This window comes from Vibrio hyugaensis, from assembly GCF_002906655.1.
In the GTDB taxonomy this organism is placed as follows: domain Bacteria; phylum Pseudomonadota; class Gammaproteobacteria; order Enterobacterales; family Vibrionaceae; genus Vibrio; species Vibrio hyugaensis.
In genome coordinates, this window is sequence record NZ_CP025795.1 from 1220375 (window position 1) to 1236617 (window position 16243).

The window sequence follows — 16243 nt, forward strand, 5'->3', positions numbered from 1 at the left end:
ATCATGAATTTTATGAAACAGAGAAATCGTCATTTCATTTTAACGTGATCAAGATTCATCTTGCGTACAATTATGAAAGCGACTTTACGCCTAAACGGTCTGCATTCCTAGGGTGAATGCTCTTAATTTTGTGAACTGAGCTTAACTCGATTAGACCAATTTCATATATGCTTAGGAGAAGCAAAAGAACTCTCTATAATTCAAATAATTGCAAGGAGGAGTGAGATGAGACTAGAACGCATCGAAATCTCTGGGTTTAGAGGCATCAAACGCCTTTCACTCTCTTTTGACGAACTCACCACCTTGATTGGTGAAAATACTTGGGGCAAATCATCATTACTTGATGCGCTTTCGCTTGCCCTTCCTGCTGACGGTTCTCTTTATCAGTTTGAGATGACTGATTTCCACGTTGACTACGCCATCGCCCATCCGCAATCGCAGCATTTACAAATTATCCTGTGTTTTAAGGCACAAGATAAACAAGAAGTGAATGCTGGTCGGTATCGTCGTATAAAGCCGACATGGTGTATCAATGCAGACGATGAACACGTCATTTATTACCGTATAAGTGCCACGCGAGACGGCCATAACACAACGACAAAGTACGCCTTTCTAGATTGTGACGGCGAACCAAAACAGCTGCACCATTCAGAAAAGCTCGCGGTTGAACTCATGACGCTACATCCAGTGATTCGTTTACGCGACTCACGTCGTTTCCCTGCTCCTCCCACCAATGGAGACAGCAAAAATGCACGTATTGAAAAACGGATTAACAACACTTGTCGTCGTTTAGTTGCCATGCCCGGCCACGTCAACAAAGGTGAGGTACGAAGTAGTCTAGGCTCCATGCAAACTTTGGTTGAACACTACTTTGCTTTCCGAAGTGTTAAAAAAGGCAACCCAAGAAAGCCACGCGACGGATTGTTCTATGCGAGCCCCTCCTCTGAAAAAGGCCTTGCGCAGTTTCTTAAAGAAACCAACAACAAACAAAGTCGATTGCTTTTAATGGGCTTACTAAACGCGTATTTGCAAGCAAAAGGTCCAACCGACTTGAGGCGCTGCGCTCGCCCTATTTTGATCATTGAAGATCCAGAAGGTCGTTTACACCCTACCCACTTATCGCGTGCTTGGAGTTTGTTGCAGCTATTACCAATGCAGAAGATTCTGACCACCAACAGTGCCCGTTTGCTCGGTTCTGTTCCATTGGCCTCTATCCGACGTTTAGTTCGTTTATCAGACAAGACCGTTGCAAAGTCACTCAATACTAACCGCTTTAGTGTCGATCAATTGAGACGGATTGGCTTCCATATTCGCTTCCACCGTGCAGGTGCACTCTTTGCTCGCTGTTGGTTATTGGTTGAGGGAGAAACTGAAGTATGGCTATTTAACGAACTCGCCCGCCAATGCGGATACGATTTAGCGGCGGAGGGTGTTCAAATTGTCGAGTTTGCACAGTCTGGTTTGAAGTCACTCATCAAAGTGGCCAAAGAGTTTGGAATTGATTGGCACGTTGTTACCGATGGAGACCCTGCGGGAAAAAAATACGCACATACGGTTCGAGCGCACTTAGATAATGATCAGGAACGCCATCGCTTAACCGAATTGCCAGATCGAGACATTGAACACTTCTTGTATAACAACGGGTTCGAATTGTTCTTTAAAGACATTGTTAAGATCCCTCATGACCACCCGATCCCTGCGAAAAAAGTTGTTAATCGTGTTTTGAAGAAACAAGCAAAGCCAGATTTAGCCCTTGCTATCGTTGCCCATTGCGAAGAACGAGGTGTCGAATGCATCCCTGTCTTGCTTCGTTGGACCCTAAAACGAGTAGTAACGATGGCGAACGGCAACACCTGATCGTACCCATGACTTGTGTTGCAGATAAGCGGAACGGAAATACAAACATAAAAAAAGCACACCAATTTGGTGTGCTTGTATCAAGAATCAATAATTTTGATTAACTGTATTGAGCGGGATAAGTCTCAATACACAGCGGATACAAATAAGATCGGGGGTTCACTACTGTACTTGCTCAGCAAGCGAAGAAGTAGCGGCTGATTTCGCATGTAACCAAAGTCCCGTCGCTTTCATCAGGTAGCCAAACACACCACCTAAGATCAGTGATGGAACGACAAGTTGCCAGTTACCATCAGCAGCGAAGGTCGCGCATGAGCCAATGAAAGTACCAGGAATGTACGCTAACCAAGCTTGCTTGGCTTGAATACACATGAAAAACGCAACAACAGCAGTAATTACGTAGCCAAGAATCTCTAGCCCTGCATAACTAGAACCGTAGATGATCACCATTGCCCAAAAAACACCACTCAAGTTGGTAATTAAGCTAATTCCTAAGCCTTTTAAGCCACTTGTCGGGGATGCAAAGTAACTTGTACAGCCAAGAAAGCCAGCCCAAGATAATAGGCCTAGGGAGATCGCGATCCAGCCCCACACGCCAGAGAGAATGCCAGTAGTAATAGAGATTGCTAAAAGTGTTGTCATGGTATTCTTACCCGCTTGCTAGTCTCGTACCGAATTGGTTAGAGAACTGCCTTCATACATTGAAATCAGGCAGTCAATACTAGGCATATAGCACGAACACTTCGGTGATTGTGATCACATTAAACTTCATTTCGTTTCATTTTTTACACATTAAATTTGACGCAACCGATAAATCAACAGATTTCGAAAATAACAAAATCACAATGAATTGATCAAAAATAACAAAAAAGGCCCTGTCTAATGCAGAGCCTTTTGAAAAATTCGGTCAATTTATATCAGATATCGCTTAAAGCACCGAAGGTTTGCCTTTCATCATGCGTAGACCTTCACGCTTGATGCAATCAACCAATGGGTTTTCCGCCATATCCGCACGCCAGATAAACGACAACGTTCGATCCATTTTTAGTTCAGGTACGTTTAGTGCCACCAGTTCACCCGCTTCCATGTATCGTTCTACATCAAGGTAAGGTAAACAAGTAAGATATTGACCGTTCGCTACTAAGCTGCGTAGCACTGGGACGTGTTCATATTCACGCCAAACATCGAGATCTTCAATGAGATGGTGAATGGAGCTATCAAAAATCTTGCGAGTACCAGAACCATGCTCACGTAAAACCCATTTTGCATGTTCCAACTGAGCAAGACTAACCGAATCGTTACGAGCAAACGGATGGTGAGACGCTGCGACTACAGTAAGATGATCACGACACCAAATTTCTTGGTGCAAACGGTTATCGTCACAACGGCCTTCAATCACGCCCAAATCGTATTTGTAATCCAACACTCCATCAATAACGGCTTGCGTACTTTGTACACCAAGTGAGATTCGCATCTCTGGAAAGTCGTTATCAATGATACTGATAAGGTCAGGAACCAAGTGTTCTGCCGGCGTTTGACTGGCACCTAATCGAATGTGCCCACTCAGCAAATGCTGCTCATAAAATCCCATTTCTATTTGCAGCGCGTCTTGTAATAAACGCTTCGCTTTTGGCCTTAACCACATCCCCCAATGCGTTAGTGCCATTTGCTTGCCTTGCCTTTCAAACAAAGGCCTGCCAAGCATTTTTTCTAATTGCGCAAGCGACATACTTGTCGCTGATTGTGTTAAAGCCAGTTTATCTGCGGCCTGGCTTACACTGCCGGTGTCTGCAACTGCGTCAAAAACCGCTAATTGCTTAAGTGAGTAGCGCAAAGTTGTCTCCCTAATTGGCGAGTATTCCTCATACTCTCGCGACCCCAAAATCCATGCGTAAATACGCAATGAGGTTCATTTTACCTACCCTACAAAACTTATCAAATAATTTGATGAGGATTCTAAATATTATCAATTTTACCTGTACGTCCTGAGTGCTTAATCTGGATATGCGGTTCGGGAACACCGCAACAAAACACAATTAACACCTTCATTTTCGAGCGCATTAAATACCTCGATTTCATTAACTAAGGAGTTTCTATGGAACCACAAACTAAGGAGTCAACATGGCGGTGAGCAACTCTGAAAATCATCAATACTTTTCTCCAAAAGAAATGATGGCTGAAGCTGAGAAGTTTGCGCTAAGTAAGGCAAATAAAACCAGCGGTATGACACTGGGTTTGGCCATCATGGCAGGCGCATTTATCGGATTGGCTTTCCTGTTCTACATCACAGTAACAACAGGCAGTGCTGACGCGGGTTGGGGTCTTAGTCGTCTTGCTGGTGGTTTAGCGTTCAGTATGGGCTTAATTCTCATCGTGATTTGCGGCGGTGAGTTGTTTACCAGTTCTGTGCTTTCGAGCATCTCTTGGGCAAACAGACAAATTTCATTCGGCAAAATGCTTTCGATTTGGGGCAAAGTTTACGTTGGTAACTTTATTGGTGCCATGTTCTTACTGGCTCTCGTTAGTGCGGCAGGCTTGTACACAATGGACGCGGGTCAGTGGGGCTTAAATGCACTGAACATCGCACAACATAAATTGCACCACACCTTAGTACAAGCATTCGCACTGGGCATTCTTTGTAACTTACTTGTTTGTTTAGCTATTTGGCTGACATTCAGCTCTGCAAATGCAATGACTAAAGCCGCAATGACCATCATGCCAGTTGCCATGTTCGTCAGCAGTGGTTTTGAACACTGTGTTGCAAACATGTTCATGGTACCGCTGGGTATCGTTATCGCAAACTTCGCACCGGAATCGTTCTGGACTGCGGTCGGCGTACCGGCTTCTCAATACGCAGATTTAAATGTCGGTCACTTTATTACTGCAAACTTAATTCCAGTGACACTTGGCAACATCGTCGGTGGTGCCGTCTTAGTTGGCTTGGCTAACTGGTGTATTTACCGTCGCCCAGAATTAAAAGCAGCAAAAGTTGCATCAATTACAAACACTACAACACTCACGTCAGTTAAGGAAAGCACTATGAAAAATGCATCTATCGTTAAAGAAATCATGAACCCAACGCCAGTTACGCTAAGCGTAGAAATGCCAGTAGCAACTGCACTTGATACCCTATTGGATAACAATCTAATCAGTGCACCTGTTGTTGATGTTCAAAACCGTCTTGTTGGCTTCCTTTCTGCTCATGATGTGATGGTTGAATTGTGGTGCCAAGACTACATTCCTGCTAACGAGCAGAAAGTCGTAGATTTGATGAGTCGTAATGTCGTGGCAATTGATGCCAATGACCGCCTAGTTGATGTCGTTGAATTCCTTTGCATTGATAAAGAACAACTGTACCCGACAACAAGTATGGGGATGGCTACACGCTTAACGTCTCTTTCTCTAGAAGAGCGAGCGAAAAGCATTAAAGTAAGCAAACCTCAGGTACTTCCTGTTCTAGAAAATGGCTTGATGGTTGGCGTAGTAACACGTAATGAAGTGCTTAAAGCTCTGCGCCCAGTTTACGGCGAACGCTTAAACCTTGTTGAAGATAACGTTCTAGAAACCGCATAAACAATATAAATACTGACAATATACGGTTGGCACCAATAAAAAAGCGCTCTAATTAAGAGCGCTTTCATCATTTGGAAACTCTGTTGTACTGCAAGAAGGTTACTTTTTGATACCTTCTACGTGCAGTTCCATATCCACGTAGCTAGAAGACCCCATTACTGGGATTTCGAAGTCAGCAAGTTCTAGACGAGTTTGACCAATAAAGCCCGCACGCTCACCACCCCATGGGTCGTTCCCTGCACCAACAAATTCAGCAGTAATCGTAATTGGTTTAGTAACACCATGTAGCGTTAGGTCACCTATTACATCTAACTTACCGTCGCCTTTGTCGACAACTTTGGTGCTCTTAAATGTGGCTTCGCCAAACTTACCGGCATCAATAAAATCACCGCTACGGATGTGTTTGTCGCGCTCTGCATGGTTTGAATCAAGGCTTGTTGTATCAACCACTACATTTACTTTCGAATCTGCGATGTTGTTTTCATCAAAAGAAAAGTCACCAGAAAATGTATTAAAACGACCTTTGATGAAACTGTAACCTAAGTGGCTAACTTTAAAGTTAACTGATGCGTGAGCACCTTTCGTATCGATAACGTAATCTGCAGCGTTAGCACCAAAAGGTAGTGCCATAGCGATTGCTAATCCTGTAGCGAAAAGTGACTTTTTCATTTTGAAGCTCCTAACATTTTTCTTAATGTGTTGTCTTTATCGATAAAGTGATGTTTGAGTGCAGCTGCTGCGTGTAAACCTGCCATAAGGATTACTGCCCAAGCTGCATAGAAGTGAATTTCACCTGCAATATCCGACTGACCGGGAAACAATTCCCCCGCCCCTGGCACCGTAAACCAATTAAATACTTCGATACCGCGACCATCAGATGTTGAGATGAGGTAACCTGAAATAAAGATGGTGATGAGCAATAGATACATCACACCGTGTGCGGCTTTCGCTGCAACTACTTCATAAGGTTTCCCTTCCACTTTTGGTGACGCCGTCACATGCTTCCATACGATGCGTACCAAAGTGAGGGTTGCTAATAAAATGCCCACAGAGCGGTGATAATGTGGTGCAGTGCGATACCATTCGCTGTAGTAGCTAAGGTCGACCATCCACAAACCCACAGCAAATAAACCGATTATGCAAAGCGCAGATAGCCAATGCATAAATCGTGCAGTTAGGTTGTAATTCTTTACCAGTGTATCCATCTCACGTCCTAGATATATTCCTAAGTTGATGTTGAGCAAGAAACACAACATTAACTTATTTACCTTGTATGCAACAGATTATTTACCATCCTTTACATCTAACCAATAACACCTTTTTAAACAAGTTGTTCGAAAAATTAGAAGGAACTTCAAATCATTTAAAAAACTGACACTTAGATATCAACTTCTTGCTCAATTTCATACAACTCATCGGTCATTTCTAGCATGCGTCTTTCAATCACTGACTTCGCATCCTCAATTCCTTTGTTGTAATAAATCGGAGCAAGCTTTTCTGTTACGAAGTCGATTAAAAACTCACTGTCGAATTGGCCGATTTCCACACTCAATTCATCCTGCATATAATCTTGAATTGCGCGAGCTAACGCTTCTTTTTGTGCTCTTTCTAGTTTAATCATGTTCTACCTATACTGTTCCATTCTCAAAATTGATGTTTAGATCAAGAAGTTGCCTATCCAAATTAGTCTATCCTAAAAGGACTATGCTAACCTTTCGCCGTTCATTTTGTTAACCGTTAAGGGATATTCTTTGCTACTCGACTTAGTCATCCAAAGTGTCAATGATTTTCAGGACGATTGTCTCAAACTCTGTGAGAAGCATTATCCTGCGGTGCATAACCAAGGCATGAGTGAACATCACCTTGGACTCGCGTTTGCAAGACGTATGGAACACACCTTCCGCCATTTTGGCTATAGCAGTGTCATTAAACCAATCGAAGTGCTCGATGCACCAGATTTACCTCATCATTATCGTATTTCTTCTGAAATGGGTACGGTTTGGGTACTAAGCCACCATATGGTGAGCGCAGGAAATTCTTGCCGAGAGAACCTGCTCTCCTCTATTACCGAATGGCAAAGTGAATATGGGTATGCGCTACAACCCAATGATTTGTTGTTTTTGGTCAGTGACCATTGGATTAGCCGCAGTAAAACCAGTCGAGAACTTTTACACTGGTGGATGGGTGGACTTCCTGAGCCTATTAATGAATATACCGAGCAAGGAATCACGCTCTTTACGAGTGAATCGCAGTTGAGCAATTCTTTGGATGGTAGGTTTGGGATTAGCCCTTGCTACATTAAATTTGGCCACCCTTTGCGTCGTTCAAACAAACAACAATTGGTCAGAAAATACCTCCAACTTTATGCGGTATTACAGTGGTAGTATCAAATTGCAACGGGTAGATTATCAGCCTGTTCATCCATTTGTTTGATGCTGGTCGATATTTCTGTTTATCGAGTGCTAACTCTCTTGCCTTGGAGCAAGGCCCCGCTTAGATTCAAACTACTGAAGTAAAACTAGATGCACAACAATCAGTTAAGCATCAGTAAAGAGCATTGGTCTAGGTTACTACAATAATGATGAGTATTTCGCAGCTGCTTGGCTGCATATCGAAGCAACCCGATGGGCAGTACATAGCACAATATAATCAACTCACGTTGCGTAGTGTGTTTCAGCCTATCTATAAACAAGATCTTTCCATCATCGGCCTCGAAGCGTTGGTTAGAATTAGTAACCAAGAAGGCTTAATGATCAGACCTGATCAGTTCTTCCATTCAAACACTATCCCCGTCCAAGACCAAATCAATGTTGAACGTCTCAGCCGTCTCATTCACATCAGTAACTTTGGTCAATCAAAGTTTAGTAATAAGAAGCTGTTTTTGAATGTTCTGCCTAAAGCCGCGGAAATGTTGGCAAAAGATGTTTCGTACAGCAATCTACTCAAACAAGCGATTATTGAAGCTGATTTAAGGCGGGAGCAGATCGTCATGGAATTGGTGGAATTAGACGCCAGTGATGAAGCTTTCTTATATAAAGCCACGAAGGAGTTGAGCAACAATGGTTATCTTCTGGCGATTGATGATTACGGAATTGACGCTTCAACCATTGAGCGAGTTCGATGCGTAAAACCGAATATTATTAAAATTGACCGGTCACTTTTACTCAGATATGAAAATGGGGATTTTTCTTGCTTGATGGAAGCACTCAATCTCGCAAAAGATATTCGTTCAAAAACCGTTATTGAAGGAATTGAAACCGAGCATCAACTTAACTTAATGAAAAAACTCGGTTTCGATATGTATCAAGGTTACTTATTGGCGATGCCTCAACCCCTTGAAGCCTACCAAGAAGCTAAGACGGCGTAATCAGAGTTACTGATAGACGCCATCACCTTTTCTATCGGCGGTTTTTACCACGATTTTTATGAATCGCTAATTTCGCTTTTAGTTTACGTTTTTCTGATGAACGGCTCTTACGTCGGCCACCACCATTATTGTTTTCAGGTTCCACTTCTTCAACTAGACTCGGCTCGAAACCTTCTAACCATTCTTGTGGTAAACGTTGATCGAGCAAATTCTCAATAGCGTGCAACAAATACTCTTCATCTCGGCTCATCAAAGACACAGCTAAACCAGATTTACCAGCTCGGCCAGTACGACCAATTCGGTGAACATAATCTTCAGCTTTGAAAGGCATATCAAAGTTCACTACTTGTTCTAGTTGCTGGATATCCAAGCCACGCGCGGCGACGTCAGTTGCAATCAAAGCGCGAACTTTACCCGATTTAAACTCATCAAGTGCACGCTGACGAGCACCTTGCGACTTGTCACCATTAATCGACACAGCTTTGATACCATCCAACTTAAGCTCTTTCGCCAGTTCGTCACTACCTTGTTTGGTTTTAGTGAATACCAACACTTGTTGCCAGTTACGAGATCCAATCAAATACGCCAATAGTTCACGCTTGCGCTTCTTATCAACTGGATACACCATTTGCTTTACCGTTTCGGCTGTCGTATTTGGTGGAGACACTTCGACTTCAACAGGTTCATCCATCAATTTATAAGCAATGGTTTTAATGCGTTTTTCAAATGTCGCAGAGAATAGCATGAACTGTTTGCTCTCAGATAAGCGACGAAGAATACGTTGCAGATCTGGCCAGAAGCCCATGTCTAGCATGCGATCGGCTTCATCAAGGACAAGTATTCCCGTTTTTGAAATGTTTACATTGCCGTTAAACAAGTGGTCAAGTAAGCGTCCAGGAGTCGCGATAAGAATATCAGCTCCTTCTTCAAGCTTATTCTTTTGTACGCCAATGCTTGTGCCACCATAGACACAAACGATGCGAAGCTCAGTGTTGGTAGCGTATTGCGTTAGATTATCGAAAACCTGTTGCGCAAGTTCACGCGTCGGCACCAAAATCAGAGCTTGAGGTGTTCCGTTCAGTTTCTTTTGCTGCACGGCTTGGATAATTGGCAAACCAAATGCGGCGGTTTTACCTGTGCCTGTTTGAGCTGCAGCAAGTAGATCTTTTCCGGCCAAGACATGCGGGATAGATTTTTCCTGCACAGGTGTTGGAGTAACGATATTTAAACCAGTTAACGTCTCCACCAAATGTTGTTCAATGCCAAGATCAGCGAAATTAACGGACATGATAAACCTCATAATTTTTGGAGCGCAGAGTTTACCAGAGCCTTGATAGTCCGACTACCTTTAGACTCTGCCAATCTATGAATTGATCAGTTGTTGGTAGAATTCTCGTGATTCACTCAGAACATCTTGATAAAGCGCAGGAAACTTTGCTTCTAACGTTGAATACTCTTTATCCAATACTTCAAACGTTGTGGTGAGATCCGCCATACGAGGCGTACGTTGAGACATGCGGTGTAACGCAAACTCTATGTTTTCCAATTGGCGATAAGATTGTAACCACCCAACACTCCACATTCGGTTATGTATCAGTAAAAACCTTGATGGCAATGAATCTGTGATTTGGTTATCGACTTGTTTGAAAGCTTTGTGGACAAACGAATCTAACGATTCAGAAGAAAAACTGTCCCAATGTTTGGTCAAACAATGATCCCAAAACATATCAAGCGCAATAGGCGCAAAACGACGGGCGACACCAGTAAAGTGCGGCTTACATTCTTCTACTATAGGGTGATGATCTGTGATGCGGTCAACAAAGCGATGGAGTTTGATGCCATTGGAAATGTCAGTTTGATACTGCTTGCTTGGATCTCCCTTTACGAAATCTCCAAGCAAGTTTCCCATTAAATGGCTATTACAATGTTGTGCAATATGCAGGTGGGCTAGAAAGTTCATTAGACGCTGTGAGTGGCCTTTTGGCTCGTCTTACATGAACCTATTATAACGTCTGTTGTGACGCGGTGAGAGTACTAATTGTACTTATTCGGCTTCGTCTTCTGAGCCTACGTATTCCGACAAGTTAATACCGATTTCAAGTGCATCTAGCAACTCTAGGCATTCGTCGTTTTGGTATTGGTCGCTCATTGTGACCTCCTTTGTTTTACATCTCCTGAAGCAACCCGCTTCAATCTTCACTGTCATTTCTTTTCTTCATCGATGACAGCAACTCCTTTTTATACACTTTATATGACACATTCATGACAGCGAGAAGTAAAGATTTAGAAAGCTATGACAGGAATCATAAGTAAACGTTTGCATCGGCTCTCCTCTTCTATAAACCCCTCCGCTCAACTAGCACCACAAACACAACAATTTATTGTCATGGTTAATCAATATTTCTGTCATTAAAAGATACGACAAACCGTTTATTGTGAATTTAGATCTCATATTTTGAAATACATCAACTAACTGTTACATATTTTGCTGATTCCTATCTCATATTTTGTTTCGATAGTCGCATAACTTGTACACCATCCTTTTCATCTCAAATGGAGTAACAAATGAGAGAAGTAGAGTTTAGAACGATAGATAAGCTATTCATTAAAATGTCTATCAACGACAAAATGTGGGCCATTTTCCTCCTATTTCTGGGAGCTCTAACTTCAGTGGCAGGAAGCCGTTATTTCAATGACATACAGGCATTTGAGCAAGGCTCGATTGCTTCTGCACAAGCGACAATTTCTGGTGTGGTGCAAGCCCAACCCGAAAATTTGCGTAATATAGACGGGTTGGTAAACGTCAGCGCTCAAAACAACCCAAAATTCAATAATGGTACGGTAACGGTATACTCTCAACTCGAATCCGGACAAGCGATTCAGTTAACGCAAAACTTATCTAACCAATATAAACAAGCTAAAACAGACGCTTTAACTACTTTCCTTCTTAGCATGTTATGGGTTGTCCCATTTGGTTTGTTTTCGTATTGGGTCGCAACCTTTATCGGCGGCGCACTGTGGGTACTGTATACCACGACTGAGAAAATCGGCGATGGCGACCTAACTTCACGTCTTGGTTTTCATCCTGGCCGAGACGAGTTTGGCACAATCGGCTGCGCACTTGATAAATCGATGGATACGTTGACTGACCTAGTCAACAACGTAAAAAACAACGCACACACATTGAGCGAGACTTCAACGGCCTTCGAAAAGGACATGCGTCGGAGTGAGACACAAATTACGCACCAATATCAAACGCTTGATTCTGTTGCGACTGCAATGGAAGAAATGACAGCATCCGCAAAAGAAGTATCGAATATCTCTCAACAAGCGATGATGCAGTCCGATCAAGATACACATCAAATTGAGACGAGCCGTATCCGTGTTCAGAGTGTCATATCTGAAATTGAGACATTATCGAACTATATTGAGCAGGCGTCTGCTTCAGTTGGAAGCCTCAATGAAAACACCACTCAAATTAACGAAGTGATTACCACAATCAATGCCATTTCTGAACAAACCAACCTACTCGCTTTAAACGCTGCAATTGAAGCTGCTCGTGCTGGTGAACAAGGCCGTGGTTTTGCAGTGGTAGCCGATGAAGTACGTACGCTTGCCAGTCGAACACAACAAGCCACCGTTGAGATTCAATCGATGATTGAAAAACTACAAACGGAAAGCCAAAACATTGCCTCGATCACCAACCGTACCGTTCAACAAGCACAAACAAGCAGTCATTTGATTGATGAGATAGGTGGCGATGTAGCTTCGATTGCGAGTTCGGCCCGCTCATTAATGGACATGAGTATTCAAATATCGACTTCAGCGGAAGAGCAAAGTGCTGTCGCGAATGACATTGCCTCCGAGCTGGCCGATATCCGCTCCCAATCAAACACCATCAGAGAAGTCGCCGAGCAATCAACATCGGGAGTCACCAATCTGACCAAAGCATCAAACTCTTTAGGTGAAATACTAAAGCGTTATCGTACCGCTTAGAGCAAACCGCTTCCTACGGCAAGGGCTTCCAATTGGAAGCCCTTTTTCTTGTTTTTTACGTTATCTATTCATTATTACCACTAAGTTTCGTCATTTCTTTTTCGTATCAAAAGTGGGAGAACTTAATTAAATTGAGTTTAAAGAAAGCACCGATATAATTTAGTTTGAAGTGAATCGAAATAATCTTCTGTATTTGATGAAAGAATGTTCAAAGGATAGGCGTTCAGCTATTCTAGATCTTGCCAATCAATTTTGCTGCTGGTGAATAATATGAATAATTACAACAAAGCTCACAACGCTGAAGATCTTCAGTGTCCGCTCTGCCAATGCGATGAATATATGATTTCATCAGATGGTGAGAAATTCACATGTGCTTCTTGCGGGTTTCACACTAAAAACTTCTCTTCCATCCAATGCTTACATCAAACACCACTATTACAAACTAAATTCAAGCATATCCACAGTTTGAGTAACGTATGTCACTAAACGGAGCAGCCTAAGAGCTGCTCTTTTAGTTCATCAAGGTGCTGAATACGAATGACTCGCTCATCATCGACGAGATTTACAGCAGCACCGTTGTACAACTGAACGGTCTTGATACCCGCATTCAATCCGGCTTCAACGCCTTTTGGTGTGTCGTCGATGTACAAACAATCACTTGGTAAAAATCCCATGCTCATTGCGCTGTACATGATCAAATCAGGTTCTGGCTTCCAACTGTTTGCATCAAAAGCGGAGAAGACTTTCCCCTTAAATGCCCCCAACAACCCTGTGAGCTCTAAGGCGTACTCAATCTTATCTTTCGGGCCATTTGAAGCAACGCAATACTCAATATTGTGCTCATCGAGAAACTGAATCAGTTTTTTAGCGCCATCCATTGGTTGTAGGTGACGAACAAACAGTTTTTGCAACTCAGCACGATATTGTGGCTCTAACACATCAATCGACACGTTAATATTCATCAAAACCTTAGCATCGCGTAGAATATCGGCCAGTTTACCGCCCTTAAAATGTTCAACACACTCGTCAAAAGTCATCTCTGCCCCATACTGGCTAAAAACATTAACCAAGGCTTGGCAACACAGACGCTCACTGTCCACGAGCGTGCCATCGCAATCAAAAATGACACACTTAATATTGTTAATAGCCATGACTTCCCCCGACGCTAAATAATAAAAAACACTAATAACCAATTTATTTGATCTTATTGACTTATTTATTGGTACTAAATATGTTTCTTCATGATAGATAAGTTTAAAAATGTTTAAACGACTGAGTTGGCATTTCGTGGAAATGAGAAAGAGGAATTAGCGATTTTCTAAGCAAGATCACCGAATGAAGCTCCAAATTGAAGAAATATGAAACTTCACTCGATAGGTTTATACCCAAGTAACCTCGAGATGCTTGGTTCAGCGAGAATGACTTGGTTTGAAGGCGAGGCAACGATTTGAAGATCTAGTGGTTCTAAATCAAAAATTGTTAACGAAGCATGCGAACCAAGGCAACTCGCCCTCCGGGAGCATGTCACTGAAGCACGTTCTTTGCTAACTAAATAGCTACGTCAAACAACTTGGAAAGAGCTAGCTATTCCGCTTCGTTGTTTTCCTTGCTTGCTTTCGGTAAACAGGGAATCAGTGACAATGCTCTGAATCCGGCAACTTGAAGTCACTTGGGTATATATGACTTACACCTCGTTATCTGGGAATAAGTAACGAACCTCTATAAAGTCGTCAAGATTATCGAGAACTAACTGACACAACGCAGGGTCAAAGTGCTTACCTTGCTCACGTTTAAATAACTCTACCACCTCATCGATTGTCCAAGCGCGCTTGTAACAACGTTCACTCAGCAATGCATCGAACACATCTGCGATAGTAACGATACGTGCAAATAGATGGATGTCCTCACCTTTCAATCCATTTGGGTAGCCAGTGCCATCCCACCGTTCATGGTGCTCATAGGCGATGATGGCGGCAAGTTTAGTCAGTTCACCTTCGCGGTTATTTAGCAGCTCATAACCTTTCACAGTATGTCGCTTCATCACCTCCCATTCTTGGGGGGATAATTTGCCCTGTTTATCTAAAATGGATTCAGGCACCGCAATCTTACCCACATCGTGCATTGGGCTTATAATTTCAATCATCTCGACTTCACGATGGCTCAAACCGCAGAACTCAGCCAGTGTCGCTGACAGTCTCGCGACGCGCTTTACGTGCTGCCCTGTCTCACCCGAGCGGGATTCAATCGCTTCACCAAGCACGTGAATCATTTCTTTTTGAACGCTTAAGGTACGCTTTTGTAAGGTCACTATCTTGCGGTTCTTACGGTCAATCTCTTTCCGTTGGCGTATAGTCATAAACTGGCTGACGATAACTAAAGAAAGCAACACAATCAATGCGCACGCAAACAGCAACAGCTTGATATTCACCTTTACTGCAGGTGCTGGCGCATTGATGATATGTGCGGATTTGGGAATATCATAACGACTGATACCATATTTTTGAATGGCCACGAAATCTAATACGGCTTCTGAAATCAATTCGTTCTCGGTTTTGGTCATCGATAGACCCAACTTTGCAGCCATTAGCTCTGCGGCTTCGTGACCATATTGCTTCGAGCGATTTAAGAAACCACCCAAGATACCCGGTTCTTCTAGGTACATTTCCCACAAGACAAATACAGGCGCAACACTTTTAGCGCCAATAACATGTGCCACTTCTTGATAAGAGTGATAGTGCCCCTGAGCGGCTTCCGTATTGAAGTGCGTGAGAAGTACTGCATCATTTGGGCTAACATGTGCGAGTTGTTGTGCGGCGTCTGCCAATGTCTCATCGCGAAGTTCGACTAGATTGATTTGCGGAAACTTACTCATCTCCTCAACAACGCGAGTATGTACCAATTCAGACGTCATGCTTCTGTCCGCTAGATAATACAAATTCTTTATCTGCGGTCGTAATTTAATGATGAGTCTGATGTTTTCGATAACTTTATCTTGTTCGAATAAGATGCTACCGAAAGTGCTTAAGGTATCTAACGTTGCTCGCGTGTTGTTGATGCCAACCGCAACTAAAGGTGTGGAACGCTCGCCATTGGGTAAATAACGCTTTGCAAATTGAAGTGCTGCGTCATCGGAGATGATAACGCCATCAAACCTGTAGTCTTGGTATTTGAGCTGCAAGTAGTTGGCCATCCTTTGAAAATAGCCATCAGAATGAACACGCTTGGCATCGAGATATTCTATAGACAGCTTAACTTCACTGTTGGCTTGTTCGAAACCTTCTTCGATACCATTTTGAATATCATTGGTCCATTGATATGAAGGTTCATACGAATGCAGAACCAGTACTCGTTTGATTTCCCAATCAGATTCGTCAGCATTGACTGCGGCCGTCCCTAGGCACAAAAATAGAGCCAATAAACGCGTCAAACGCTTAACCATGTGTTACCCAG

At 42.8% G+C, this 16243-nt stretch carries 14 protein-coding genes; 5 read left to right on the forward strand and 9 right to left on the reverse strand.

Annotated elements, in window-relative coordinates:
- Positions 1 to 225 precede the first annotated feature (225 nt).
- Positions 226 to 1857 (forward strand): ATP-dependent endonuclease, encoded by a 1632-nt coding sequence (locus C1S74_RS22570; RefSeq protein ID WP_045401881.1) that lies wholly within the window; start codon positions 226 to 228, stop codon positions 1855 to 1857.
- 162 nt (positions 1858 to 2019) lie between these two features.
- Here the strand turns inward: C1S74_RS22570 and C1S74_RS22575 are convergent, their stop codons facing one another.
- Positions 2020 to 2499 carry a DUF1097 domain-containing protein gene (locus tag C1S74_RS22575; protein WP_045401884.1) on the reverse strand — a complete coding sequence of 160 codons (480 nt, stop codon included), beginning with the start codon at positions 2497 to 2499 and terminating at the stop codon, positions 2020 to 2022.
- Positions 2500 to 2785: 286 nt separating this feature from the next.
- Entirely contained in the window at positions 2786 to 3691 is a 906-nt protein-coding gene (locus tag C1S74_RS22580; RefSeq protein ID WP_045401886.1) for a LysR substrate-binding domain-containing protein, read from the reverse strand.
- 287 nt (positions 3692 to 3978) lie between these two features.
- Here C1S74_RS22580 and focA point away from each other — a divergent pair, with 287 nt between their 5' ends.
- The gene (focA, locus tag C1S74_RS22590) at positions 3979 to 5430 is read left to right on the forward strand and encodes a formate transporter FocA (RefSeq protein WP_045401889.1); all 1452 of its coding nucleotides are present in this window, start codon (positions 3979 to 3981) and stop codon (positions 5428 to 5430) included.
- A 99-nt stretch (positions 5431 to 5529) separates the two neighbouring features.
- On the opposite strand, the gene C1S74_RS22595 is transcribed toward focA, so the two are convergent.
- The 3 genes from C1S74_RS22595 to C1S74_RS22605 all read right to left on the reverse strand — a co-directional run bounded on the left by C1S74_RS22595 (position 5530) and on the right by C1S74_RS22605 (position 7051).
- Positions 5530 to 6099, reverse strand: a complete 570-nt coding sequence (locus tag C1S74_RS22595) for a YceI family protein (RefSeq protein ID WP_038870789.1) — start codon at positions 6097 to 6099, stop codon at positions 5530 to 5532.
- Positions 6096 to 6635: a cytochrome b gene (locus C1S74_RS22600; RefSeq protein WP_038870791.1), complete on the reverse strand. Its 540-nt coding sequence runs from the start codon at positions 6633 to 6635 to the stop codon at positions 6096 to 6098. Before C1S74_RS22600 ends, C1S74_RS22595 begins: the two co-directional genes overlap by 4 nt.
- A gap of 173 nt (positions 6636 to 6808) precedes the next feature.
- Positions 6809 to 7051: a DUF2164 domain-containing protein gene (locus C1S74_RS22605; RefSeq protein ID WP_038870792.1), complete on the reverse strand. Its 243-nt coding sequence runs from the start codon at positions 7049 to 7051 to the stop codon at positions 6809 to 6811.
- Between the two features lie 130 nt (positions 7052 to 7181).
- On the opposite strand from C1S74_RS22605, the gene C1S74_RS22610 reads away from it, so the two are divergent.
- On the forward strand, positions 7182 to 7814 hold the full coding sequence (locus C1S74_RS22610; RefSeq protein ID WP_045401892.1) for a hypothetical protein: 633 nt from the start codon (positions 7182 to 7184) through the stop codon (positions 7812 to 7814).
- A 194-nt stretch (positions 7815 to 8008) separates the two neighbouring features.
- Positions 8009 to 8797 carry an EAL domain-containing protein gene (locus C1S74_RS22615; RefSeq protein WP_045401895.1) on the forward strand — a complete coding sequence of 263 codons (789 nt, stop codon included), beginning with the start codon at positions 8009 to 8011 and terminating at the stop codon, positions 8795 to 8797.
- A gap of 31 nt (positions 8798 to 8828) precedes the next feature.
- Here the strand turns inward: C1S74_RS22615 and C1S74_RS22620 are convergent, their stop codons facing one another.
- Complete coding sequence (locus tag C1S74_RS22620) at positions 8829 to 10085, reverse strand: DEAD/DEAH box helicase (RefSeq protein ID WP_045401898.1); 1257 nt, start codon at positions 10083 to 10085, stop codon at positions 8829 to 8831.
- Between the two features lie 75 nt (positions 10086 to 10160).
- On the reverse strand, positions 10161 to 10757 hold the full coding sequence (locus tag C1S74_RS22625; RefSeq protein ID WP_045401901.1) for an acyl carrier protein phosphodiesterase: 597 nt from the start codon (positions 10755 to 10757) through the stop codon (positions 10161 to 10163).
- 605 nt (positions 10758 to 11362) lie between these two features.
- On the opposite strand from C1S74_RS22625, the gene C1S74_RS22635 reads away from it, so the two are divergent.
- A complete protein-coding gene (locus C1S74_RS22635) occupies positions 11363 to 12793 on the forward strand; it encodes a methyl-accepting chemotaxis protein (protein ID WP_045401904.1) in 1431 nt (476 codons plus the stop codon).
- Positions 12794 to 13275: 482 nt separating this feature from the next.
- Here C1S74_RS22635 and C1S74_RS22645 read toward each other — a convergent pair whose 3' ends face one another.
- Positions 13276 to 13944, reverse strand: coding sequence for an HAD-IA family hydrolase (locus C1S74_RS22645; protein ID WP_039976773.1), 669 nt, complete (start codon positions 13942 to 13944; stop codon positions 13276 to 13278).
- Between the two features lie 533 nt (positions 13945 to 14477).
- On the reverse strand, positions 14478 to 16232 hold the full coding sequence (locus tag C1S74_RS22650) for an HD domain-containing phosphohydrolase (protein ID WP_045401907.1): 1755 nt from the start codon (positions 16230 to 16232) through the stop codon (positions 14478 to 14480).
- Positions 16233 to 16243 lie beyond the last annotated feature (11 nt).